Source organism: Mesorhizobium sp. J428, assembly GCF_024699925.1.
GTDB lineage: Bacteria > Pseudomonadota > Alphaproteobacteria > Rhizobiales > Rhizobiaceae > Mesorhizobium_A.
On record NZ_JAJOMX010000004.1, the window covers coordinates 119,779 to 143,726 of the forward strand.

A 23,948-nucleotide genomic window follows, 5' to 3' on the forward strand; every position below is an offset into this window, starting at 1 on the left:
CGCTCAGGAGGAACCCCATGACTTCACACCCACCTTTCCGGAAGGTGCTCCACGGCGTCGCAACGCGCGAGCAGATGTTCCACCTCTTCAACCGACACAACGACACTCCTGGTGTCGATCCTGTTTCCGGCACGCCTTACGCCGGCGAGTGGCTCGAGATTGCCGCCGAACAGTACCACTTCATGCTCGCTCTCCTGCCGCCGCTTTTCATGCGAACCGGCATGTTCGGCATGTCGGAATTCAAGGCTGGCAACGTCACCAGCGTATTTTTCGCGATCAGGATCCGTGGCCGCGAACGCTGGTTCCACGGCTTTTGCGACCTCTCCGACAAGCACAGCCCCGATACGATGCGGGCGGCCATCATCGCCCACGAGACGGGATCGGCCGACAGCATGACCCGCGAGGAAAAGCTCGAGGCAATCTGGAACGCCACCCGTCCGGACTTCAAGGGTATCGCCGGCGAAGCCAATCCCCATGCATGGCCCGGCGAACACCACGGCAAGCGCACGATCCTTATCGACGGAGGCCGCCACGGCACGATCCTGAAATTGCTCGGGGACCTCTCGGACGAGGAGATCGACAGGTGCATGCCGGCGATCCGTGCACGACGCACTGAAAGGTGAGGAGTTCAATGATGCAGCCCCGTCGTAAGCAGCCACGATCGGCCGCGACAAATGCCAATGAGGCGCATTCGACTTACACCGCCGGCCTGGGCGTCCCTGATCGTCGCCGATACCGACGCACACCGCCCGGTGCGCCGACGGTCGCCGATCTCGTCCGACCCGGAGACAAGGTCGCGACCTCATACAGCACCGGCGGTGTCGTGATCGCGGTAAAGGAGTATTTCTACGCGGCGCCAACCGGCGAGACGCTGTCTCATTTCACCATCGTCTATGTGCCGCCCGATCGGGCGGCGAAGGTTCGCGATTCCGACCGTCACTGGATCAATGAATGTGTCGCCGTCGGCGACCGCATCCTGATGCTGTTCGAGGCCAATACGGACGAAGTCTTCGTCGTTGACCGAATCCGACCGGCCGACACGCGACCGTCCCGGACCATTCTGATCTCATAGGCGCCTCGACGCATGCCACCACGCTGCACCGGGCGCGCCGGCACCTCGGTGATCGCAGGCGCGTACTCGATTGATTCACGAAAGGAACCCGCCATGGCCAAAAAGACCTTCTTCGCCGCCTTCGTTATCGACGAGGAGGCGTACACGCCGGAACCCGGTCCGGAGGATCGCCACTTTGTCGTTGCCGATCTCGCACAATCGAGTTTTGGCGAGCAGTACGGCGTTTCGAGCTTCATCGTCTGGGAATCCGTCGAAGACCTGATCACCGACCATCGACAGCAAGGCCCGATCACGGTCGACTATCTGCTCGGCGAGGACATCTGCGCCGACTCTGTCGCCGTCAATCGCAACACGTCGGAGAAGGGCGTGGTGACACCGCTGGCCGCTCCCGGCCCGTCCTTCCGCGATCACCTGTCGCCCGCGATGCGTGACACGCTCGCCTTCGAGTATTTCGAAGTGAGGCCCTGCATCGAGCGCGATCGTCAGGTGACGTCCTACCGCGACGAGGATGAGTTCGCTGACGAACTCGCCAGGACGCAGAAGGGCGCCAAGGAGTTCCGCGCCTTCTGGTCCCTTTATGGCGTGGACAGAAGCTCCACCACCGCGATCGGCGACTTCATCTCGAAAGACGCTGCCCATGAGGTGATGAACGCGATCCTCGCCGTTCCGGCGGCGGTGCGCAACGCTGTCAGTGCGGAGATTTCCGCTCGACGCCAGAACGGCGCCGCCGTTGAACAAGCTGCACGATCTGCGGCCGATTGGCTCGACGACATGATCAACCAGTCCTCGAGCGATCAGCGGATCTGACGGTCCGCCTGATCACCTTCTTCAAACCCGCCTCTCGATGCCCGGCCTCGCCGGGCTTTCGCATTTCTGGGGCCGCACACGCGGCCTAGTAAGGGAGAAACCCCATGTCACGCCTCAATGATCCGGAGAACTTCCGCGGCCGCGTCAACTATGCGGCCAAGATCATCGCCTACGGACGAAGCCCAACCCGCGCCCTCGACAATTGCTTCGAGAATTATGATGGCGACGAAGTAGCGACGGCGATCCTGCGACGTTCGCGCAAGAACGCGCGTCTCGCGGCTAACCTCCAGCGCTATCCGAGTCTCTCTTGCATCGAAGTTGCGGCCAATCGGCTCGCCGATGTTCCCACGCGCAAGCTGGCGGACGTTGCCCGGCAAACGCGTGCGCGCCGCAAGTCTGCGTTCGACGCCTGGTTTGAACAGCAGCGCAAGGCCGATGCTCCAGCCGATCGAGACCCAATCATCGCCGATGCGAAGAGCACGTCATGACCCGTAATCCTGCCATCGCATCCCACCCGGCGCTCGTTGCTGTCGACCACCAGTAGCGAGGTCTTTCATGCCGCTCACCCACCGACAACGGCATAGGCTGCAGGCCGCACTTGGCGGCCGTCTCATTGCCGTTTGCTACGGCGCCGGCGTCGATTCCACCACGATGCTGGTCGCCCTGAAACAGGCTGCCTTGCGCCCCGACATCATCACCTTCGCGGACCTGTCTGCCGAGAAGCCACCAACGCTTGAGCACCTCGATCGCATGGACCGAATTCTCGCCGAGTGGTCATGGCCCGCCATCACCCGATGCCGGAAAGAAACGCTTCCCGGAACGGACTATTCCGACCTCTACGGCAACTGCATTGCCAATGAGACGTTGCCGTCGCTGGCCTTCGGCCTCAAATCGTGCTCGATCAAATGGAAGCAAAAACCGCAGGACCAGGCGATCAAGGGCGCAAAATCGGGACCCAACGCGGCGCCGCCGCACCCCGTCTGGATCGACGCAAAGCGGCGTGGCGTTCGTATCGTCAAGCTGATCGGATACGATTGCGGCCGCGCGGACCTCCGTCGCTCCCGCAACTTGGCCGTTGCCGATGCGGATTTCGACTACGCCTACCCGCTCCAGATTCTGGGCTGGAACCGCGCTGATTGCGTGCGCACCATCACCGATGCGCTTGGCGCAGACATGGTTCCGATAAAATCCGCCTGCTTCTTTTGCCCGGCATCAAAAATCTGGGAACTGTGGTGGCTGGCGGCGTATCATCCCGATCTCCTCGAGCGCGCCCTGGTGCTTGAGCGCAATGCGCTCACCGGACGTCACAGCCGTTTCGATGAAGTCGAGTTCGGCGCCTCCTGGGACGCGCTCGTCCGCACTGCCGATCGCTTCCCTAGCACTTCCACCACCTTGGGACTCGGACGCAACTTCGCCTGGAACCAGTGGGCGCGGATCAACGGCGTCGTCGACGATGCATTCCGCGTGAAGCGCGGGGCCGAAGAACGCGTCCGCTTTCGCGCAATGGCCGACCAACTCCGGGGCGACGACAACGCGCTCGACGTCCGCTCCGTAGCCTGACTGGCGACGCGGTGCGGTGGTCGGTTCCGATCGCAGCTGACCCGAAACGATGTCGTCCAGCCGACCGAAATCCTCATCACCTTTCGTCTCACCTTTCGTCCTCGTCCGGCGCTCGCGCCGGATATCGCACGTTCACAGCAGGAGCATGGCAATGCCCAAATTCACCGTAGAAAGCACGTACCATCTGCCCGTCTATCGGCAACGCACCTACGATGCCGCGACGCCTGCCGAAGCCTGTCGTCAGGCCATCGAAGACGACGACTGGTCAGCCGAAAAATTCGACTGCGAAATGGCCGGCGAGACCTACGTCACCGGCATCTGGTCCGGTGCGGATGCCGTCTACCGTGCCGACTCCGTGGCTGTGCCATCGCAGTTTCACGAGATGGTTCAGCGCAAGGCAGGCCACTTCCAGGAGTTGTTCGATCAGCTCGCCTATGTCGCCCAACCAATGGGCCTGTCCAGGACCGACTTCGAGCGCTGGCTGCCGACGGCAATTGCCGCGGTCGAGAAGGCAAAGGCAATCATCGAGGAACGCCGTGATCCCTATGAGCAGACAGAGCCACCAGGGTCATGAGCAGCACCGCCGCACGACCAGGAATCCGGCAGTTCACCGACGAAGGGCTTTTGGCAGCCGTCGCTTCCAACGCTGGCCACGCGGCAATGCTGGTTCGTCGCGACGCCTGGCACGTTTTCGAGACGACCGCGCAGGTTCCTCGGCAGCGCCTTCCGTCACGACCTCAGTGGGATGCGCTTCTGCATGGGTCGCATCGGCAACGGCATGCGCATCACCGTCGTCGGATGGAGCGTCGATGGCGGACTCGCTATTGTTAGCACGGTTGACCTCGACGACCGGATCGGGATCGCGATCCCCGGCCGGCTCAAGAATCCCCTCGGCAACGGCCAAAGGGTCTGCGGCTATAACCGAAAGGTCCAGGTCGCCCCAGATCGATCGCCGGTTTGCAAAACTGCCGCGCTTCTTCTTCACTTCCACGACGAAAGGTCGCGTGGGCCGTCTCATAGACAGGTTCCTTGGTGAGAATCGATCCGTTTGCCCGATCCACCGATCATCTACTTCGGTCAGGCGCAGCCGTCCACCGGGCATATCGACGGTGTCAAGATGAGGACGATCCGCTCCGTCTGGTCGAGGCTTCATCGCTGAGGCGCGAAACATGAACCACCGAAATACGGCTACCGCCCCGCTCGCCTGACCGAGCCCTCATGTAACAACCCCCAAAAGACCTCCTTTGCCCGCTCTTCGTTCCAGTCGCTGGAGGGAGAGCGGGGCCGTGAGGAGTGCGGCCGGCCGGGGCACAGAGAGTGCCGGCGGGGTCGGACACTCTCTTCCGCGAAGGACATCTCCATGAACATTGTTTCGACCTCATCGGCCGTCGCCCGGACGGCCGCTCCCCTTGCAGCACCGGCACCCGTTGCCATCGACAACGCTCAGGCGATCGACCAGGCGGCAGTGCTGCTTCTTCCCCTTCTCGAACAGGGCAAGCCCATCACCACAGGCGCACTGCGCGCCGCCATGACGGAGAGCTCCGGCGGCACCGATGCCCAGGGATTCTGGATCTGGAAGGACGCCTATGAGGCGCTCGAAGCCGCACAGGTCCTGTTCATCCGCAGGTTCGGACCGGCGATCCTGTCCAGATCGGCCTCGCCGCAGGCGACGCTGGCGATGATGAAACGCATCGCCGAACTTGTTCCCACCCACACACGGCGCTCCGACGAGAGCCAGGCCATGCAGCAGCTGTCGACGCCGCTGCCGCTCGCCTTCGTCACCGCCCACGCAGCCGCGATCTGCTCTTCCGATCTCGTGCTCGAACCCTCGGCCGGGACCGGCCTTCTCGCCGTTCATGCCGAGATCGTCCGTGCTTCGCTCGCCCTCAACGAGCTTGGCGCGACGCGCGCCGATCTGCTCGGCCTGATGTTTCCGCGTGTTCCGATCTCCCGACACGACGCAACCTATATCGACGATCATCTCGATGCCGGCATCAAGCCATCCGTCGTGCTGATGAACCCGCCTTTTTCGGTCGGCGCCTATGTCGACGGCCATGTCGCCGATGCGGCATGGCGGCACCTGTCATCGGCATTCGCACGGCTGCGGGTTGGCGGCCGTCTTGTCGCGATCACCGGCGCCGGGCTCTCGCCGGAAAACCCCAGATGGCGGACTGCTTTCGAGCGGTTGCAGCACCGGGGAACCATGCTCTTCACCGCTGCTATCGACGGCCGGGTCTATGCCCGACATGGAACCACCGCCGAAACCCGCCTGACGGTCATCGACAAGGTGCCAGCAGCCGACCCGTCCCGCTTCGTCGCCTCGCCCGGCAAGGCGATGGACGTCGAGACGCTGCTCTCCTGGATTGCCGATATCCCGCTCAGGACGCCCGGCGGCCATCCGAACTCGATCGGCGCCCTGTCGAACGGCATCTTACGCAAGGCCGCGATGCAAATGGCCGCCGCCCGATCTGCGGCGAAAGCCGCACCCATCGCCGCTTCAGCGGCCGCTCCGAAAGCCGTTCGGTCAGTCCGCCCAGTTGCCCGGGCGAAGCCCATCGGCCCGGACACCGCAAACATCGCCCCCGCGGCACCGCTTGCTTATGAGCTGCGCGACTGGATGCCGGAGGAAGGTGGCCGGCTCACCGACACGATCTATGAGCCCTATGCACTCCAGTCGATCCAAATTCCGCGGGCAAAGCCGCATCCGACGCCGCTGGTCCAGTCGGCCGCGATGGCTGCGGTCGCCCCGCCGAAGCCATCATACCGGCCTCTGCTGCCGGATGCGATTATCGATGAAGGCCTACTGTCGGACGCACAACTCGAGAGCGTGATCTATGCGGGTGAAGCCCACTCCGCATATCTCTCCGGTGACTGGACGGTCGACGAAACCTGCGATGTGGTCTCGGCCGCCCCCGAAGGCGCCGAACGCGCGGTCCGGTTCCGCCGGGGATGGTTCCTGGGTGACGGAACCGGGTGCGGCAAGGGTCGACAGGTCGCCGGCATCATTTTGGACAATTGGCTTCAGGGCCGACGCCGTGCGATCTGGATCTCGAAGTCTGACAAGCTGCTCGAAGACGCCCAGCGCGACTGGGCAGCACTTGGCCAGGAACGTCTTCTCGTCCAGCCGCTCTCTCGCTTCCGGCAGGGAACGCCGATCCGCCTTGCCGAAGGCATCCTGTTCACCACTTACGCGACCCTGCGCTCGCAGGAACGCGAGGGCAAGAAGTCGCGGATTGCCCAGATCATCGATTGGATCGGAAGAGACTTCGATGGTGTGGTAGTGTTTGATGAAGCACACGCCATGGCCAATGCCGCGGGCAGCAAAGGCGAGCGTGGCGACGTGGCGCCCTCGCAGCAGGGCAGGGCAGGCCTGCGCCTGCAGCATGCGCTGCCCGACGCCCGTGTCGTCTACGTCTCCGCAACCGGCGCGACAGCGGTCGAAAACCTCGCCTATGCCCAGCGCCTCGGCATCTGGGGCAGTGAAGACTTTCCCTTCGCCAACCGTGCCGAGTTCGTGGCGGCCATCGAGGATGGCGGCGTCGCCGCCATGGAGGTTCTTGCCCGCGACCTCAAATCGCTTGGCCTTTATGCAGCGCGCTCGCTCTCCTATGACGGTGTCGAATACGACCTCCTCGAGCACGAACTGACCGAGGAGCAGATCCGCATCTACAATGCCTATGCGGACGCCTTCCAGGTCATCCACAACAACCTCAACGCGGCGCTCGAGGCGGCCAACATCACCAGTGACTCCGCCACGCTCAACCGCCACGCCAAGGCGGCAGCGCGATCGGCCTTCGAGAGCACCAAGCAGCGCTTCTTCAGCCATTTGATCACCTCGATGATGACGCCCACCCTGATCGGCGCGATCGAGCAGGACCGCGCCGATGGTCATTCGGCGGTGGTGCAGATCGTCTCTACCGGCGAAGCGCTGATGGAACGTCGGCTCGCCGAAATCCCGACCGAGGAATGGTCTGATCTGCATGTTGACGTGACACCGCGCGAATATGTCGGCGGGTATTTGATGCACTCCTTCCCGACGCGGCTGTTCGAGGAATACTCCGATGCCGAGGGGAACGTCTATTCGCGGTCCGTGCATGACGCGGAGGGCAACCCGGTCCAATGCCGGGAAGCCCTGCGCCGGCGCGACGAGATGATCGAGAGGCTCGCCTCGCTGCCGCCGGTCGGCAGTGCGCTCGACCAGATCATCCATCACTTCGGCACCGACACCGTCGCCGAGGTGACAGGCCGCTCGCGCCGTATCGTCAGGAAGACAGGCCGCGACGGCATCGACCGGCTCGCCGTCGAGAACCGTCCCGGCTCTGCCAATCTCGCCGAGACCCAGAGTTTTATGGATGACGACAAGCGCGTGCTGATCTTTTCGGACGCCGGTGGCACCGGCCGATCCTACCACGCCGATCTCGGCGCAAACCAGAGGTTGCGCAAGCACTATCTGCTCGAAGCCGGATGGCGCGCCGACAACGCCATCCAGGGTCTCGGACGGACCCATCGCACCAACCAGGCGCAGCCACCCCTGTTCCGGCCGATGGCAGCGAACGTGAAGGCCGGCAAGCGCTTCCTCTCGACGATCGCACGACGGCTCGACACGTTGGGCGCGATCACGCGCGGTCAGCGCCAGACGGGCGGGGCAGGGTTGTTCCGCGCCGAGGACAATCTGGAAAGCCCCTATGCCCGCGCGGCATTGCGGCAGTTCTACATGCTGCTGCATCAGGGTAGGATCGAAGGCTACTCGCTGACCACTTTCGAGGCGGTCACCGGGCTGTCGCTAACCACAGATGAAGGCGGGTTGCGCGACGAGTTGCCGCCGATCACGACCTGGCTCAACCGTCTGCTGGCGATGCGCATAGAGACCCAGAACCTGCTGTTCGAAGTGTTCGAGCAGTTGATGACGGCCAAGATCGAAGGCGCGGTTGCCGCCGGCGCCTACGACAAGGGTCTGGAGACGATCACGGCGGAGAGCATCACCGTCACCGATCGTCGGACGGTCTACACCCATCCGGTCTCGGGCGCACAGTCGCATGTCCTCACCGTCGCCCGCAAGGACCGCATTCGCCCTCTCGGTTTGGTCGACGCGCTCGCGATCGAACGCGCCGAGCCGCAATCGGTCCTGCTCGCCAATACGCGGTCGAGACGCGCGGCGATCCAGTTGCCGACGGCGAGCCTGATGCTCGACGACGGAACGATCGAGCACCGTGTGCGCCTGCTTCGACCGACCGACGAGCAGCGCTTCGGCCTCGGTGCGCTTGCGGAAACCCACTGGCAACCCGTCGACCGCAAACTGTTCGCGGAACTCTGGGACGCCGAAGTCGCCGCCGTCCCGGAATTCACCACCAGCACCTTCCACATCGTCACCGGCTTGCTGCTGCCTATCTGGCGTCGGCTGCCGGACGACGACTGTCGTGTCTACCGGATCCAGACCGATGCCGGCGAACGCATTATCGGCCGCCATATCGCGCCGACACTGGTCGCGACCATGCTCCGCAATCTCGGTCTCGACGATGTCCCGACCCTCGCACCGGACGAGGCATGGACCGGCCTGGCAGACGGCCGGATCGGGTTGCAGCTTGCCGATGGCCTGATCCTGCGCCGCAGCCGCGTCATGAACGACTACCGGGTCGAGTTGATCGGCTTCACCGATGCAATGGTCCCGCGCCTGAAGGCTCTCGGCCTGATTTCCGAGATCATCTCCTGGAAGCTCAGGCTGTTCATTCCGAACACGGCGCAAGGCTCCACCATGCTCGCCTCGCTTCTCGATCGTCACACGCTGGTCGGTGTTACCGACCGCACGGCCGCAGCGTGAACGGAGGCGATCATGACCGGCTCGGCCTCCGAACTGGCGCGCCGTCTAGGCGAATATGCCGAGGCGGTGTGCCGCGAGTATCTCTCCAAGGGTCATCGCTCCGGCAATCACTGGATCGTCGGCGACGTGCGCAATACGCGCGGCCGATCCATGCATGTGCGGCTGAAAGCAAACGCAAAGGGTCCAGCAGGCAAATGGGTCGATGAATCGAACGGCGAACATGGCGATCTGCTCGATGTGATCCGCGAAACCTGCGGCCTCATCGAGTTCCGCGAGGTCGCCGATGAAGCGCGTCGCTTCCTCGCCATGCCGCGGCCAGAATCCCAATCCAGACCATCTGGCGCCACGCGCGAACCACCTGCGGCGCGCGGCTCTCCAGACGCTGCGCGGCGCCTCTTCGCCATGTCGAAGCAGATCGCCGGCACACTTGCCGAACGCTATCTCGCCGGCCGCGGCATTTTGCTGGCCGCGCCTGAGCGCACCTTGCGCTTCCACCCTAGCTGCTATTACCGGGATCTCGTGACGGGCGAGACGCTGACCCTGCCCGCATTGATCGCGGCCGTGAACGGCCTCGACGGACGTATCGCCGGGGTCCAGCGCACCTGGCTCGATCCGGCAGGCAACGGCAAGGCGCCCGTCGCTGATCCGCGCCGGTCGCTCGGTCACCTGCTCGGCAACGGCATCTGGCTTGGCCTCGATCCCGGTGTGCCCGTTCCAGTGATGGCCGCCGGCGAAGGTTTCGAGACGATGGCGTCGCTGAGGACGCTGATGCCGGCGCTGCCGGTGGCCGCGGCCACCTCGGCCAATCACCTCGCGGGCCTGACCTTCCCGCCTGGCTGCCGTCGCCTCTACATCGCGGCCGATGCGGACGCCGCCGGCCGGCATGGCATCGAGCGTCTCAGCCAGCGCGCCGGTGAGGCCGGGATCCTCGCTCTGGCGTTACGGCCGCAGCTCGGCGACTTCAACGACGATCTGCGCCATCTCGGCCCGGCCCATCTCGCGGCATGCCTGCGCGAACAGCTCGTGCCGGAGGATGCCCGTCTGTTCCTGCCGCCCGCATGACCGGTTCCGGCCGGCAGGCGGCAGGCGGGCAGGGGCGGCGTCACCGCAACGCCCGCAGGCATGGCGGAGGTCCATCGGAGAGGCCGCGCCCGCGGCCTGCCGAGAGGCGATCCCTGCCACTCCCCGGTCACGGCCGCAACGGCTGCGCCGTCCTCCGCTTCACTCCGGCCTTCGGTGCGGCCGCGCCCTGGGCGCGGCCGGGTTTCGCTGTCAGGCCGCGATCGGCGCGGCACAACCGACGGAGACACGCCATGACGTACGAGCTTCCTTTCGACGACGTCTACGAGCCCTACCACGCCTCCTCGCCGACCGACCGCGTCATCCTCGAACTGCAGATGTACGGCCATCGCCCGCATCAGGACGAGCCCGATCCCCGCCCGTTGCCCGACGACGAGGTGATCCGTGCCGGCCTCGCCGGGATCGTCGAGACCTTCGCCGGCATGCTCGGCGACACCAGGCTCGAACCCGACCTCGACGACCTGCTCTGGTCCTTCGCCAATCTCTTCCACCGCGCCGCCGAGCGCGTCGCCCGCAACCTCGACCGCAACGAGGAAGCGCAGCGATCGAGCCAGGGAGAGCAGGACGGCTCCGAGGTGAAGTCCGTCGAGCTGGAACGGCTCACGGCCGAGGGCACCACCTATATCGAGCGCCGCAACGTGCTGGAAATCATGCGCGACGAGGCCGCCGACCTCTACGAGGCGCAAACAGGGTCGGCATGGCGGCCGCGCACCGGGTCCAAGGTCTCCCATCAGGCGATGACGTCGGCGGTGATCGACTCCCGGGACTTCCTCGCCGCACGCCGCCGCGCCGAGACCGAGGTGGTGGTGCCCGCTGGTACCAAGATCGCCTTCGCCGGCGGTCTCGATTGCAACGATCACGATCGGATCTGGGAGGCGCTCGACAAGGCCCATGAGAAGCACCCGGACATGGTGCTGCTCCATGGCGGCAGCCCGCGCGGCGCCGAGCGCATCGCCGCCTGCTGGGCGGAGAACCGCAAGGTCACGCAGATCGCCTTCAAGCCCGACTGGAACCGGCACGCCAAGGCCGCACCCTTCCGCCGCAACGATCAGCTGCTGTCCGTCGTGCCCTACGGCCTAATCGTCTTCCCCGGCTCCGGCATCACCGAGAACCTCGCCGACAAGGCACGCCGCCTTGGCATCCCCGTCTGGCGCTTCACCGAGGGTGGCGCGTGAGCGCCACCTCCCTTTTACCGCGTCGAAGAACCCGACTGTCTGCGCGGTCGGGTTTGTCGCGCGCATAGCTTCCTGGATCCGCCGCTCTGGTGTCATACCGTCAGAGCTTTTCTTGCAAATCGGGAAAATCGGGATAATATGGAGTTCGATAAGGAGCTATGGCATGCGACAGTTCACGACAGGCGATCTCAACAAGCAGGTAGGCGACGTCACCGATGCCGCCAGCCGCGAACCGATTGTGCTGACCAAGCACCGCAAACCCCGCTTCGTGCTTATGAGCTACGAGCATTATGAGCGGATGCGTACAGGCCGGAATCCGCGTCGCGCCTATCCCGTCTCCGAGATGCCGCAGGAGCACAAGGACCTCTTCGCCGGGGAGATCGACCGGCTCGCGCGCGGCGAGGGCTATGACGATGAGCCGTGAATACCTGCCCGGTCAGATCATCGCCTATCCCTATCTCTGGGCATGGCAGCAGGATCGCGGCGAGACCGAAGGCCGCAAGAACCGGCCGACCTGTGTCATCGTCGCCGTGCGCGACGTGAACGACGAACTCACGCATCTAGCGCTGCTAGCCATCACCACGCAGCCGCCGCAGGGCGGTCGCATGGCGCTGGACATCCCGGAGATAGAGCGCCAGCGCGCCGGACTCGGCGACCTCAAGCGATGCTGGATCGTCGTCGACGAATACAATTATGATATCGCCGAGCGCTCCTGGTACATCGAGCCGGGCAGCCATGTCCTCGGCCGTTTCAGCAAAGCCTTCGTGATGAAGGTTGCGACCGCCTTTGCCCAAGCACGACAATCGGGACGTCGCATCAGCCGCCTGGATTGACAGGTGTTGACCGATCGGGCTGACCGACGACGCTGATTTCTTTGCCCATTCAGTCATTGTCATCGCGAGTCGACGCCGAGCGCTCCTTGCACGGTTGGTCCTTCTTCCTCGTGGGAAAATCTGTCGATTCTCCTGCGCTATGCGCGCTGACTGAAGTTCCCGTCTCCCGATCTGTCAGAGCGCGCCGGCCTGCGGCCGGCCGGGCTCTACTCGCGGTGTGCCGCCGCTCCCCGAGCCGGGTTCGCCGTCTCGGCCTTAGGTGACGATCCCTCGCGCGGGAGAGAGGGAGAGGAGAGCCGGGCCGGGGTGGTTGGTTTGAGAGAAAGGAAAGCGACCATGGCGATGATATTTTTGGGCGGCTCACGCGACATCTTTGAACTGCCGTTCCCCGCGATCGAACGGATCGGCGCAATCGTCTCGGCCGAGCACGGTGTGCTGATCGGCGATGCGCCGGGAGCCGACGCCGAGATGCAGGGCCTGCTCGCAGGCTACAACTACGAGCATGTCGGCGTCTTCCATTCCGGAGCAGAACCCCGCAACAATCTCGGCGACTGGGCTGCCTATCGCATTCCCCCACCGGACGATGCGCAAGGCTTTGCCGTCCACGCCGGGAAGGACCGCGAAATGGCTCGCCGCGCCGACTTCGGTCTGATGATCTGGGACGGCGCATCCCCGGGCACCTGCCTCAACATGCTGCGCCTTGCCGTGATCGGCAGCCCCTGCGTCGTCTACGACATGATGCGCGGCAGGGTTGCGACAATCCACAACATCGAGAATTGGCAGGCCATGGTGCACCATGCTGGATCTGACGTGCGCCGCGAGGTCGATGCACGCATGACGGCGGACGAGCGCCTCGCACTGGCCGACTGATCGCGGCGAGCCGACAGACACCAGATCGCGACCGGGGCGGCTAATACCGTCCGCGCTGACCCGGCCGCAGGCGTTCACCGGCTCCTTTGCGAAGCCGACCCGTCGCAGCCTGCCGGCAATCCTCAGAAACGTCCTGCCTGTCTGCCGCGCCCGCGGGTAGGGCGGTTACGGGATCAGGCAGCGCATTCCCGGCTGCAGCGCTTGACCCGGGAATGCCCCGGCCGGCGCCGCGACAGAGCGTCACCAGCCGCAGCGACCGCGGGACCGGACGCGTGACGGAAGACGGGGCAGGGACCTCCGCGCGGGGTAGTCGGGCGCGGGACGGTGATGAAGGGGCAGGCTCGCAGCCGGGCAAACCGCACTCCTGATTGCCGCGCCGGGGCAGTGGGGATTGCGATGGTGGCCGGGGGGTGCCTCGCCGTCGGTCACATCCGGTCCATTCCCTTTTCATGTCGCCTTTGTAGAGGACCGCCTGCCTTATGCGGTCAACCCCGTTGGGGTGCTCTCGACAAAAATTCAGGAAAATTCGATTTTCGTTTTTGGTTACGGGCCAGGCACTTTCCTTCCCGCAAGCGGGGCCCTTGAAAGTGCGGCCCGCCGATTTCGGCAAATAGAATTTTCCAGAATTTGTGCCGAGATGACCGCAGCAGGACGGCCCTCTCCTTCGACGCCATCGGGAATGGTCCCGATGCAACCGAAGGAGAACTACTACCATGGCCACCACGATCGCAAACCTCACCGCCAAGGCCGACGGCTCGATGGAAGGCGTGTTCGCCACGCTGCGGGTCAACGCCCCGATCACCTTGATCCCGAACAACACCAAGTCCCGCGAGGACGCCCCGGACTACCGCATCGTCAACAAGCGCACGGGCTTCGAGATCGGAGCCGGCTGGCACCGCATCTCCCAGCGTTCGGGCGAGGAATACCTCTCGGTCAAGCTCGAGGCTCCCGAGATCGGCGTGATCTTCGGCAACCTCGCTCCCGCCCCCGGCGGCGACGAGACGAAGAAGGTCATCCTCTGGAACAACCCGCAGTGAGCCGCGACGGGCCGGCCCCACAAGGGGCCGGCCCGTTCCGCTCCACAAGAACAGGAGGCTTCCATGAGCCGCTACACCGTTACCGTCACGAGCGGAGGCCGCTCAGATCCCGACGCCGTCATCGGCTACGATCCGCCGCTTCGCACCTTCTTCCTGCAGGCGTTTCCGCACCAAGTCACCGATGACCCTGCGCTCTGGCTCGGCACTTTCGATTACGAGTTCGAGACGCTGGATGGGCTCCATCATGCGGCGCTAGCCGAAGGCTACCGCTTCACACTATCCGAGAGTGTCGCGGTGCAGCTTGCCGACGACAAGGCCAGAGATGCCGACAGGCCGCCGCACGACGGTCCTCTCTCCGCCCTCCTGCGACATCCGCAGACGAAATAGTCGCCTCAACCGAAAGGCCCGCGCTGGGTGACGATCCGGCGCGGGCCACTTTTTTTGCCCGGTCGTCATGATGATCCTTCTCACCTATCTCCAGGCGCGTCACGGTAGCCGCGTCGCCTCTTGGCTCGTTCCAATGCAAGGCGTGCGACTTTCGCATCCTCCGCGCTAGCGTAGAGGTCAATGCGCATACGGCTTGGCCGGCCGATCCTTCCCCACTCCCGCACGAGACAGATATCGCCGAACAGGCTCGGGGTCGCCGACAGGCGATAGAACCGTGCCATGTTGCACGCAGGATCGATGCGGTGGAGATGGATCGCGTCTTCGGTTTGCATAACGTGATCGTTGCGTCTGGGATCAACGCCGTCCAACGAGTTCTATGAATCGGTCCGGCCTCATCGATTCAGGATGTTGATGCATCGGTTGAGGTGCGGTGGCCGGGCGAGCCGACCTGCGGCCGACCGGGCTCTATTCGCTTCGCTCGCGCGCCGCTCACGGAGCCCGCTGAAGCGGTCTCCGCCTTCGGTAACGATCCCCTCTCGCAGGGCATCCGGGACCGGATCGACCGCCCCCGATGCCACGAGGGGCAACCTCTCGCGCACCCCGCCGGCTGATCGCCGCATATGGGCGCATCCCCGATCGGGGATGCGGGTCTCTATCTCTCTGACATCCCAGTCTACTGGCCGCTCCCATCGCCTCAAGGACGCGCGGTCCCGCCAATTTTCAGCCGTCCACCTGGCGGGCGCCGTCAGAAAATCGGGACCCCCACGCGCCGCCTCCGGCGGTCGCTGCGCGATCCTTGACCCGATGCTCGACTTGCCCGTCGCCGGCCTCCGTCATCAAGATGAAGGAGACCATGACATGGCACACAACACTCTCATGCTTTTCGCGCAACTCTCGGGCTTGTGGATCCGCGTTCTGGCCAGTCGTCTCGGGTGCGATACCGAACTCGCCCGCACTGTGCACGACACCGTCGCTGCGAAGCTTGCGAGAATGATCGACGCGCAGCGCAAGATCCTCGCGGCCGACCGGACCCTTGTTGCAGCGCGCGGCACATCGGACGAAGAGGACGCCTTCTACGACCTTCACCACTACCAGATGGCCTACTATGAAACGTGGCTGATTGAGCCGGTCGCGCTTCTCGACGACTATCTGGTCGACGATCTCACGCACGAATATTTCAATTTCTACACCGGTGAATGGCATCACCGCGACTCAGAAATCCCAATCGCGGTGCCGGTTCCGGCCGGTAAGCTCTGCGGCCTCAGTAGGATCATCGCCGAAATCGAGGACGTCAGCGGCGCGAGGTTCAGCGTCGAGAATGTCTACTACAGCGAGGCCGAAGCCGAGGCGGCGTGGTGGGCAAGCACAGGGGCCAACCCGGACGAGGTGCTCGCAATGACCGAAGCTAACCACCCATGAGACCGGCGATCGAGGCGGCGAAAAGCCGCCTCGATCTTCTGTTTATCACGGCGCGGCGGGCTCACCGTGTCGACGCCGCCTATCGGTCGATAGTACCGTTCCTGTCTATCGTGCCCAGTCAGCCCCGACGTTTCGGGTCTGTCGGCTTGGTCGCGTTGTCCGTCCCGCTGTCCGGCGACAGTTCCTCGACCAGCATGAGAAGGTTCTGTGCCGTCGCAGCCGGCAGGTCCAGCATTCGCATCACGAGCTTGAACCTGACCTCCGCCTCCTGCTCGGTCTCGCCGAAGAACTGCGGAGCCGCCGCGTAGATCGCTTCGATTGGTGAGAAATCGAGCAGTTCGGCCAGATGCAGTAGCCGTGTTACTCGTAACTTGGCTCCAGCCCGCTCATGCCGGGCGTAAATTTCGTGATGCAGGCCGACCATCATGCCGACCTGCTCGCGGTTCAGATTTTGCGCATCGCGCCGCTCCCGCAGGAAGCGGCTCAGTTCCTCCTCGATTTCGAGGAGACCGCGAATGCCGTCAAATCCCGGCTTGCGCCAGATCGGCTTTCCAGCCTCGGAATCCTCCGTTTCGACAAGGCCATGCCTGTCGATGTAAGTCTGTAACGTCCTTGATTGCCATTGTCTGGCTCGCTCGAATCCGCTCGCTGCCCCAACCCCGCCAAAAGAGACGGGAAAATCCCCAATTTGGCTCCAAACCCCAAAAATCGGAGCCAAAACGATAGTATTCCTAGCAGGGATTCGGACACGACATCAACTCGACTCTCGGCGTAGCTCGGTGCAGACCACACTTCCCGTCAAAATCCGTTCGCGTCCAGATACTGTCGAATGGCCTTCTCCATAAGGGCCTGCATGGACGTCTCCAGGTTGAAGGAGGCCAGCTTGAGCCGGCGCTTCGTGTCGCGATCCAGATTGACATTCACGAAGTGGCTCGCCCCTTTCATCCGCGCCCGTTTCATCTGCCGCAGCGCCTTGCTCGCTTCGCTGGACGTCTCGCCCTTCTCGCGTTCTACTTCTGTCACAGCGTCCGGCATGGCCCTCGTCGCGGCCTGCACCCTCGTTCTGCGCGCGCCCGGGGTGAGAGGGAGCCGCCGGACGCTGCCGGCGTGGCGCGGTGACGAATTCGTCCAGCGACAGGCTTTCCTTCCCGCTCATGCTGCCCGTCCCGTCGCCGCCTCGTTCATGAGCATTTCGTCGACCTCCGCGACCAGCGACTGCGTTTCCCGCCGCGCCTTGGCGATCGCCTCCGTCACCTCCAGCATCTGAAGCGTGCCGATGCCGTTGTGGATGTCCTTGTAGACATTGCGCTCGAACACCTCGGTGCGGAACAGATAGGTTCCGACCTTGTCCTCGATGATCGGCCTGATCTTTCGGTACAGTTCCGTGTGCCGGACCGTCACGGTGATCCGGGTCCGCAGGACGCCATGGCGGCAAGTCCTGCCCAGCGCTTCGTTTACGCGCAGCACATTCTCGAAACTGTCGATGGCACCGAGCACTTCGCGTTTTGACGGCTGGATCGGCGAGATCACCAGGTCGGCCGCCGCGATCACCGGGTCCACGATCGACGTGTCCTCGCCGGGCGTGTCGATCAGCACGTGATCGAATACACTGTTGTTGTCTTCCATCCAGCGTTCCAATCCTCTTGCCGTCTTGTGGCTGTAGACTTCGATGCCCTCGGGCTGAGCGTCCTTCTCCTGACAGTCCGTCCACCACTTTATGAGGTTGTTCCGGGCGTCCATGTCGATCATGGCGACACGTCCGCCGCGCAGGGCATATTCGCCGGCGATGTTCATCAGCGCGGTCGTCTTGCCCGCGCCTCCCTTGCCATTGATGGCGGCGATCACGACGGTCATCGACTTATCTCCCCTAGAAAATGTGTTTCTACTCACACACGAATCCATGTTCGTGTGGGCGTGGATTCACATCGATATAGAAACACACGAACATGGAAAAACACAATCATATTGATATGGAAAAAAGCACATCAAGCGTCAATATAGGAAAAATCTCTGCCATTTGTGTTGGCAGGATACGGAAAAATGTGATACATTTTTTCCTGACGATCGAGGGACAGGCCCTCGATCCGCGGCCTGCGGCCGCAACCACCACACGATCAGAGGTATGGCTGGCGATGGTTCGCAGCATTTCCGAAGCGTCGAAACGGAAGGACAGGGTCGCGCATGTCCGCTTCTCGCCGGCCGAGTTCGATGCGCTGGAGGCGGCCGCGAGCGCCGCCGGGATGACCGTTTCCGCCTTTGTCCGGTCGCTGTCGATGGAGGGCGCCGGCGTGCGGCCGTTTCTCGGGGACGAGGATCGCATGGTGCTCGGCCTGCTCGCCGACGGCATGCGGGCGATCGGCGGCAACCTCAATCAGATTGCCAGAGCCATCAACACCGGCAGAGTCCCGACTGACGGCGACGTCACAGGCAGCATCAAGGATGCGCACAGCGTTGCGACCACGCTCGCTGCCGAACTCGCCGAGATGACACGGCGGTCCGCTGCAGCCCGACGCGGGGAGGGCGCCTGATGGAGTTCTTTCCCGGCGCCTTCGAACGGGAATGGGAGCGCCGTCGCGCCACACTGGTGCATGAAATGCAGCTCGGTCATATCGAAAAGAGCGACTGGGAAGAGCCGCGAAGGGGAGGGATCGCGCGGATCGGCGATGAGCGGCTGGACGGCTTCGGCCGAGCGCGGCGGCGGCAGGGCGGAATCGGGGCGCGGTGGTCGCGTGGTGGCGTGGGCGCGGCCGGCCGCTCGATGAGGACGCGCTTTGGTGCGCTGGCGCGCGGCAGTCAGCCTGCCGTAGTCAAGTTGGCCTCCTACGGCGGCGGCGGCCGTGCCGGCGCGATGATGAGCTATACGTCGCGGGGCGGTGAACTCGCCCTCGAGAATGAGCGCGGCGAAAGGGTGCTCGGAAGGGACGCGCTTGCCGAACAGCGCGCCGAGTGGGAGCATCTCTTCGACAATCGCACTGCCAGCCGGGATCTCGGGGTCTTTCATGTCTCGGTCGATGCAGCATCACTGCGTGATGATGTCGACCAGGATGACCAGCTGCGCGAGATCCTGCGCTCGGGATTTGGTGATCGGCGGTTCATCTACACCGCGCGGGAGCGATCCCCTGACGAGGTCTATGTCTCCGGTATCGTTATGCTGCGCGATGGGCAGGGCGAGCGGCTGAGCGGCGACCGGAAAGCTGCCGAGATCGTCCAGCAGCGTTTTGAGGTTTCCGACGCCGGCCGTGATGTCGAGGCGAGCTTTCGGTTCCACGGTTACGGCAACGGCGTGGAATGGGGCACCGCGCGCGTGCGCGAACTGCTCACTGGGACCGACAGGGAAGTTCGTGACGACACCGGGCGGCTAATCGGGGATGCGGCGCTCGCCGGCGATCTTGTCCAGAAAGAATGGCGCAAGGAATTGCACAGCCGCAGGGGCAGGGACGTCATGCATCTGATCGTGTCGGCGCGGGCCGGCACAGATGGGGCCGCGTTTGAAGCAGCCGTTCGCGAGTTCCTGGGCGAACAGTTCGCGGGACATCGCTATGTGTTCGCCGTTCACGATCCGGCGCTCGATCCGAAGGAAATGGCTGAGGGCGGCAAGCGGCCACACATTCATGCCCATGCGATCGTCACCATGCGCTCGGAGACCGGTGATCGGATCGTCACCAGCCCGCAGATGTTCCGGGAATGGCGCTCCGTGATGGCGGAAAAGGCGCGTGAGCAGGGGATCGACATGGAGCTGACTGATCGTCGTGAGTTTGCCAGCGCGCCGGCCTATACCCGCAATCAAGTCCGGCCTGTCAGCTATCGCGGCCGGACCGAGCATGAGGGGACCAGCGCCGCCGCGCACACCCGCTACAGGGCCAAGCGGTCGAACAAGGTGACTCTCGCAACAACCGATCGCAGCCGGCAATATGCAGCGTCTGCGGCCGAGGCCTGGGGCGATCTTGCCAATGAGGCGGGCGGCACGCGCGAGGGCGCCTTTGCAATGCGTCAGAGCCGTCGTCTGGAACGATTAACGGAGAACACTCAAAATGAGCGTGTTTTAGTAGATAGTCCAAGTGAATCTGTCAAAAACATAACCAATATGATAGAGTTGACGGAGCTCGTGAACGATGAGGATGGACAGATGCGAGAGATGACGCGTCCCGAGTTCGAGGCCTATGAAACCCGCGTGGAAGCGGTCCTAGCGTCGGTGGAGCAAACGCTCGATGCAACAGATCGCGCCGATTTCGAGGAGGTCGTGGCCGCGGCGCGCGAGGTGGTCGACATTCGTCGTGAATATCTCGAGTTGACCGAACGCCAGTGCGACCGTGAGGGCGGGCGGGCATCTGACGGCTCGTACGACGACCCGTATGAAGACCCCAATGCTGATTGGAATGCCGAGGTTGCGCGGTTCGGACTGCAGGTGGTCGAAACAGCAAACGAGGTTCTCGTCCAGGTTAGTCACTATCGTGAGGGGCTTGAGCGGATCGAAGCGCGCGAGCTGCCGCAATCCTACACGGCGAGCTACCGGGCAGGGCTTGAGCGGGAAATCAACCGGGCCGCGGAAATGGCGATCGATGGCGACAACCAATATATGCGCGAAGCCGCGAAATCGGATCAGGAGCTGCAGCGCACGATCGATCAGATCGAGCTGTCCCGCGTCGAGAACAGGCGCAGCGACAGGGGAGAAAACAGCGATCAGAAAGCTGATTCAATCGACGCCGACGCGAAGCGCCGGAATGACGGCGCGCCTGGCGGGTTCCAAGGTGCTGCCGAAGCCGAGCAACATCGCGATCCGGGTCAGGAGGTCCGTTCGACGCCGGAGCACGATGACCAGATCGTCGAGCAGCAGGCGACGATGCCGTCCGAGCAACGAACAAGGCATCCCGATGATCGATCCGTTGAAAGGAAACCGACCCTCGACGCGGAACTTGCCAGATCCGATCCGCCGCAGCAGCATGTGCCGCGTCTTCGCCAAATCGAACTGGAACTCGAGGAGCGTCATGACCGCGATCGCGACGATCGCGAAAGGTAGGAGTTGGTCATGAAGAATGACAACTGGCCATATAAATACGGCCCGCCTCCAGACGAGTTGCCAGAAAACGACCACGGCTGGCCCGGTTCTTGGCTCTTGCTCGCCTTTCTGTTGATCGCTCCGCTCATTTACTTCGGGCCCCAGCTCGGCAGCGTCGAAGCGTGGATTGTCGATCTCTACCGTACGGTCGAAAGTTGGGTGGCTCCCATCAGGGAGTTTGTGTTCAGCTAGGACGCCACGGCCCAAGCACAAGCCGCGTCCGAAGGCAATGATGAAACTAAGTCGCGAGCTGCACGATCTAGTCTGGTCGATGCCAACGACGGAGATTGCCCGGCGGTCCGGCGTGTGCGATCAACACATCGGGAGGCTTGTGACGGCGCGGAGGTGGCACGCCCTCTCGCTTGCTATTGGCAGAAGGTCGAGCACGAAAAACGCGTGACCTGTGATTTTTCATGGAATGATGACCTCTGTTTGAAGGGTGATTTTCGTCCAAACGAGGCCCTGACGCGATCTCGATGATCATGCTGGTGCCGTCAACCTCGAGCGCCTCTTCCTAGACTAGTCCGGACCTTGGCGCCGTGGTCGAGCAACCGGTTGAGCCGCCTCGTCAAGACGCCGAAGTTGCATTTTCTCGACAGCGGGCTACTCGCGACATTGCGCGAGGATGAGCACGGAGCGCTGCAGCAGGATCGGACGCGCTTCGGCGCCCTGCTCGAAACCTTCGTCGTGTCGGACTTCCTTAAGCTCGCATCGTGGTAGGAGCGACGCGTCTCCTTCTCGCACTACCGGACCAAGGACCAGGATGAGGTCGATGTCGTGATCGAAGATCGTCGCGGGAGGATCATCGGAATGTAAGACCGTATGTCCGCCTCTGTTGGTGAGGTGGCTCGTCCTACACTGCGCGTCCGAGGGTTGCTTGGACTGGCCGAGCCGATCCTCATCACAGGAGGACGAGCCGTGGCAGATTATAGGGAAGCATTTGTCGGAATCGATGTCGCAAAGCTTAGGAACGCCGTGGCGATTGCGGATTCCGGCCGGGAGGGAGTAGTTCGCTTTTTCGGCGAGGTCGACGCCTCGGATCAGAGCATGCGCCGCGTTATCCAGCGGATCGCCTGCAGGTTCAATCGCGTCCATTTCTGCTATGAGGCCGGACCGACCGGCTATGGTCTCTATCGGCTGATCCGATCGCTCGGCCATGAATGCATGGTGGTCGCCCCGTCGCTGATCCCAAGGAAGCCCGGCGATCGGGTGAAGACGAATCGCCGAGATGCTCTTGCGTTGGCTCGACTGCTGCGCGCCGGCGAACTGACGGCGGTGTGGGTTCCCGATGAAGGTCACGAGGCCATGCGGGATCTTGTCCGCGCCCGAGCAGCAGCAGTCGAGACGCTTCGCGTCCACCGGCAGCATGTGAGCGCCTTCATGCTCAAGCACGGGCGTATCTATCCCCGCAAGAAGGGCTGGACGATGCGCTATCTGCGCTGGCTGCAGGAGCAACCGTTCGATCACCCTGCGCATCAGATCGCGCTTCAGGAAATGGTCGAAGCGGTCCGCGTCTCGAAAGAGCGGGTCGAGCGACTTGAGCGTGTGATCGAGGAGTTCGTTCCGGCTTGGTCGCTGGCCCCCGTCGTGCGGGCTCTGCAGACGTTGCGCGGCGTAGAGCTGATCGTCGCCGTAACATTCGCAACCGAAGTTGGCGACGTACAGCGGTTCGAGAGCCCGCGTCAGCTCATGGGGTATCTCGGCCTCGTTCCCGGAGAACGATCAACAGGCGAAACAGTCAGACGGGGCGGCATCACCAAGGCCGGGAACGGCCGCGTCCGCCATATGCTGGTCGAAAGCGCGTGGACCTACAGACACCCGCCGAGGGTCGGCGCGAAGAAGCTATATCGTCTCGAGCAAGCATCGCCAAAGGTGCGAGAGATCGCCTGGAAGGCACAGACCCGGCTGACGACCCGGTATCGGATGTTGAGCGGCCGGGGCAAGAAGACAACGGTGGTCTGCACAGCAATCGCCCGAGAGCTGGCCGGCTTCATGTGGGCCGTTGCAAGGGAGGCGCAGGCGATCAGGTCGTAGACCGCTGCGACGGCTTCATCTCGCTCATGGGCGGAGGCGGAACCACGGCAGGGGAATGTCCGTCAGACGCTTTGTGGCCGGCAACCTGGCCGACGCCCGCAGTAAGATAGGAACAGCCCCGGACGCACAATCGGGAATGCGGTAGCCAACCCGCGCATCAGAGCTTGATCACCGACGTCCTTCAGTTCCGCCTCCACCCATGCGCGATCATCAGAATGAGCAGCCGTTCCTCGGACCGGATGATATCCTGCGCCTCAAACCTTGACAGCGGACATCAGAGCGATGTCCCGGTTCCACCTTTCACGTTGAGGCGTGAGGGGCGATGTTCGAGGCCCTTGAGGGCTTCGACATATGCCGATTTCAGAGTTTACGCTTAAGTCCAGGGATGATGAGCCCGTCCGCCGGCTTGAGATATTCACTGGTTCGGGTCGCCGGCGCGAGTGGCCGCCGGAGGAGAAAGCCCGGATTGTTGCCGAGAGCTACGAGGCGGCCGAGACGGTCTGTGCCGTGGCACGCCGACACGGCCTGACCCCGCAGCAGTTGTTCACGTGGCGGCGCGAAGCGCGCAAGCGAATGGAGGCTGAGGCGCCGCCCGCCTTCGTGCCGGCGGTTCTGGTCGCGGCCGACCCCGTGGCGGAGAAGGAGCAGAAGTCGCGCGCGAAGCGGCGAGCGCCACGACGACGAGCTGGCACCATCGAGATAGAGGCGTCGGGGGTTACGGTGAGGTTCGGCGATGGCGCGTCGCCGGCCACGATCACAGCGGTGATCCGTGCGCTGAAGGACGCGCCGTGATCGGCCCG

General features: G+C 63.6%; 26 protein-coding genes. 21 read left to right on the top strand and 5 right to left on the bottom strand.

Annotated features, from left to right (window positions below; translation table 11 throughout):
- Positions 1–17: 17 nt before the first annotated feature.
- From LRS09_RS28085 to LRS09_RS28110, 6 genes are all read left to right on the top strand, one after another.
- Complete coding sequence (locus tag LRS09_RS28085; RefSeq protein WP_252913213.1) at positions 18–623, top strand: DUF1419 domain-containing protein; 606 nt, start codon at positions 18–20, stop codon at positions 621–623.
- A gap of 11 nt (positions 624–634) precedes the next feature.
- The gene (locus LRS09_RS28090; protein WP_252913214.1) at positions 635–1,072 is read left to right on the top strand and encodes a hypothetical protein; all 438 of its coding nucleotides are present in this window, start codon (positions 635–637) and stop codon (positions 1,070–1,072) included.
- Between the two features lie 93 nt (positions 1,073–1,165).
- The gene (locus tag LRS09_RS28095; RefSeq protein WP_257810515.1) at positions 1,166–1,879 is read left to right on the top strand and encodes a hypothetical protein; all 714 of its coding nucleotides are present in this window, start codon (positions 1,166–1,168) and stop codon (positions 1,877–1,879) included.
- A gap of 104 nt (positions 1,880–1,983) precedes the next feature.
- Positions 1,984–2,367, top strand: a complete 384-nt coding sequence (locus LRS09_RS28100; protein ID WP_257810517.1) for a hypothetical protein — start codon at positions 1,984–1,986, stop codon at positions 2,365–2,367.
- 67 nt (positions 2,368–2,434) lie between these two features.
- Complete coding sequence (locus tag LRS09_RS28105) at positions 2,435–3,439, top strand: hypothetical protein (RefSeq protein WP_257810518.1); 1,005 nt, start codon at positions 2,435–2,437, stop codon at positions 3,437–3,439.
- Positions 3,440–3,590: 151 nt separating this feature from the next.
- Complete coding sequence (locus LRS09_RS28110) at positions 3,591–4,013, top strand: hypothetical protein (protein WP_252913216.1); 423 nt, start codon at positions 3,591–3,593, stop codon at positions 4,011–4,013.
- A 33-nt stretch (positions 4,014–4,046) separates the two neighbouring features.
- Here LRS09_RS28110 and LRS09_RS28115 read toward each other — a convergent pair whose 3' ends face one another.
- Positions 4,047–4,430 carry a hypothetical protein gene (locus LRS09_RS28115; protein ID WP_257810521.1) on the bottom strand — a complete coding sequence of 128 codons (384 nt, stop codon included), beginning with the start codon at positions 4,428–4,430 and terminating at the stop codon, positions 4,047–4,049.
- A gap of 369 nt (positions 4,431–4,799) precedes the next feature.
- Between LRS09_RS28115 and LRS09_RS28120 the strand changes: the two genes are divergently transcribed.
- The 8 genes from LRS09_RS28120 to LRS09_RS28155 all read left to right on the top strand — a co-directional run bounded on the left by LRS09_RS28120 (position 4,800) and on the right by LRS09_RS28155 (position 14,639).
- Positions 4,800–9,257: a strawberry notch family protein gene (locus tag LRS09_RS28120; protein ID WP_257810523.1), complete on the top strand. Its 4,458-nt coding sequence runs from the start codon at positions 4,800–4,802 to the stop codon at positions 9,255–9,257.
- A gap of 12 nt (positions 9,258–9,269) precedes the next feature.
- On the top strand, positions 9,270–10,319 hold the full coding sequence (locus LRS09_RS28125) for a toprim domain-containing protein (protein ID WP_252913086.1): 1,050 nt from the start codon (positions 9,270–9,272) through the stop codon (positions 10,317–10,319).
- 251 nt (positions 10,320–10,570) lie between these two features.
- Positions 10,571–11,512 carry a DUF2493 domain-containing protein gene (locus tag LRS09_RS28130; RefSeq protein WP_257810524.1) on the top strand — a complete coding sequence of 314 codons (942 nt, stop codon included), beginning with the start codon at positions 10,571–10,573 and terminating at the stop codon, positions 11,510–11,512.
- 163 nt (positions 11,513–11,675) lie between these two features.
- The gene (locus LRS09_RS28135; RefSeq protein ID WP_252913088.1) at positions 11,676–11,936 is read left to right on the top strand and encodes a type II toxin-antitoxin system prevent-host-death family antitoxin; all 261 of its coding nucleotides are present in this window, start codon (positions 11,676–11,678) and stop codon (positions 11,934–11,936) included.
- On the top strand, positions 11,926–12,345 hold the full coding sequence (locus tag LRS09_RS28140; protein WP_252913089.1) for a hypothetical protein: 420 nt from the start codon (positions 11,926–11,928) through the stop codon (positions 12,343–12,345). The genes LRS09_RS28135 and LRS09_RS28140 overlap by 11 nt, the downstream gene beginning before the upstream one ends.
- Before the next feature lie 336 nt (positions 12,346–12,681).
- Positions 12,682–13,215, top strand: coding sequence for a hypothetical protein (locus LRS09_RS28145; RefSeq protein ID WP_252913090.1), 534 nt, complete (start codon positions 12,682–12,684; stop codon positions 13,213–13,215).
- Positions 13,216–13,928: 713 nt separating this feature from the next.
- Complete coding sequence (locus LRS09_RS28150) at positions 13,929–14,252, top strand: DUF736 family protein (RefSeq protein ID WP_252913091.1); 324 nt, start codon at positions 13,929–13,931, stop codon at positions 14,250–14,252.
- Positions 14,253–14,315: 63 nt separating this feature from the next.
- Positions 14,316–14,639, top strand: coding sequence for a hypothetical protein (locus tag LRS09_RS28155; protein ID WP_252913092.1), 324 nt, complete (start codon positions 14,316–14,318; stop codon positions 14,637–14,639).
- Between the two features lie 80 nt (positions 14,640–14,719).
- Here the strand turns inward: LRS09_RS28155 and LRS09_RS28160 are convergent, their stop codons facing one another.
- Positions 14,720–14,971 carry a WGR domain-containing protein gene (locus tag LRS09_RS28160; RefSeq protein ID WP_257810527.1) on the bottom strand — a complete coding sequence of 84 codons (252 nt, stop codon included), beginning with the start codon at positions 14,969–14,971 and terminating at the stop codon, positions 14,720–14,722.
- 472 nt (positions 14,972–15,443) lie between these two features.
- On the opposite strand from LRS09_RS28160, the gene LRS09_RS28165 reads away from it, so the two are divergent.
- Positions 15,444–16,058, top strand: coding sequence for a hypothetical protein (locus tag LRS09_RS28165; protein WP_257810528.1), 615 nt, complete (start codon positions 15,444–15,446; stop codon positions 16,056–16,058).
- A gap of 118 nt (positions 16,059–16,176) precedes the next feature.
- Here the strand turns inward: LRS09_RS28165 and LRS09_RS28170 are convergent, their stop codons facing one another.
- The 3 genes from LRS09_RS28170 to LRS09_RS28180 form a co-directional block, all read right to left on the bottom strand.
- Entirely contained in the window at positions 16,177–16,776 is a 600-nt protein-coding gene (locus LRS09_RS28170) for an XRE family transcriptional regulator (protein ID WP_257810529.1), read from the bottom strand.
- Positions 16,777–16,856: 80 nt separating this feature from the next.
- Positions 16,857–17,093, bottom strand: a complete 237-nt coding sequence (locus LRS09_RS28175; protein ID WP_257810530.1) for a hypothetical protein — start codon at positions 17,091–17,093, stop codon at positions 16,857–16,859.
- 117 nt (positions 17,094–17,210) lie between these two features.
- Positions 17,211–17,912: a ParA family protein gene (locus LRS09_RS28180; protein WP_257810533.1), complete on the bottom strand. Its 702-nt coding sequence runs from the start codon at positions 17,910–17,912 to the stop codon at positions 17,211–17,213.
- 92 nt (positions 17,913–18,004) lie between these two features.
- Between LRS09_RS28180 and LRS09_RS28185 the strand changes: the two genes are divergently transcribed.
- From LRS09_RS28185 to LRS09_RS28210, 6 genes are all read left to right on the top strand, one after another.
- On the top strand, positions 18,005–18,586 hold the full coding sequence (locus tag LRS09_RS28185) for a MobC family plasmid mobilization relaxosome protein (RefSeq protein ID WP_257810534.1): 582 nt from the start codon (positions 18,005–18,007) through the stop codon (positions 18,584–18,586).
- Positions 18,586–21,075, top strand: coding sequence for a relaxase/mobilization nuclease domain-containing protein (locus LRS09_RS28190; protein ID WP_257810536.1), 2,490 nt, complete (start codon positions 18,586–18,588; stop codon positions 21,073–21,075). Before LRS09_RS28185 ends, LRS09_RS28190 begins: the two co-directional genes overlap by 1 nt.
- A gap of 9 nt (positions 21,076–21,084) precedes the next feature.
- On the top strand, positions 21,085–21,306 hold the full coding sequence (locus tag LRS09_RS28195; RefSeq protein ID WP_252913100.1) for a hypothetical protein: 222 nt from the start codon (positions 21,085–21,087) through the stop codon (positions 21,304–21,306).
- Positions 21,307–21,669: 363 nt separating this feature from the next.
- Positions 21,670–21,834, top strand: a complete 165-nt coding sequence (locus LRS09_RS28200; RefSeq protein ID WP_257810537.1) for a DUF4143 domain-containing protein — start codon at positions 21,670–21,672, stop codon at positions 21,832–21,834.
- A gap of 102 nt (positions 21,835–21,936) precedes the next feature.
- Positions 21,937–23,148: an IS110 family transposase gene (locus LRS09_RS28205; protein ID WP_257805003.1), complete on the top strand. Its 1,212-nt coding sequence runs from the start codon at positions 21,937–21,939 to the stop codon at positions 23,146–23,148.
- 351 nt (positions 23,149–23,499) lie between these two features.
- Positions 23,500–23,940, top strand: coding sequence for a transposase (locus LRS09_RS28210; protein WP_257810538.1), 441 nt, complete (start codon positions 23,500–23,502; stop codon positions 23,938–23,940).
- Positions 23,941–23,948: the final 8 nt, after the last annotated feature.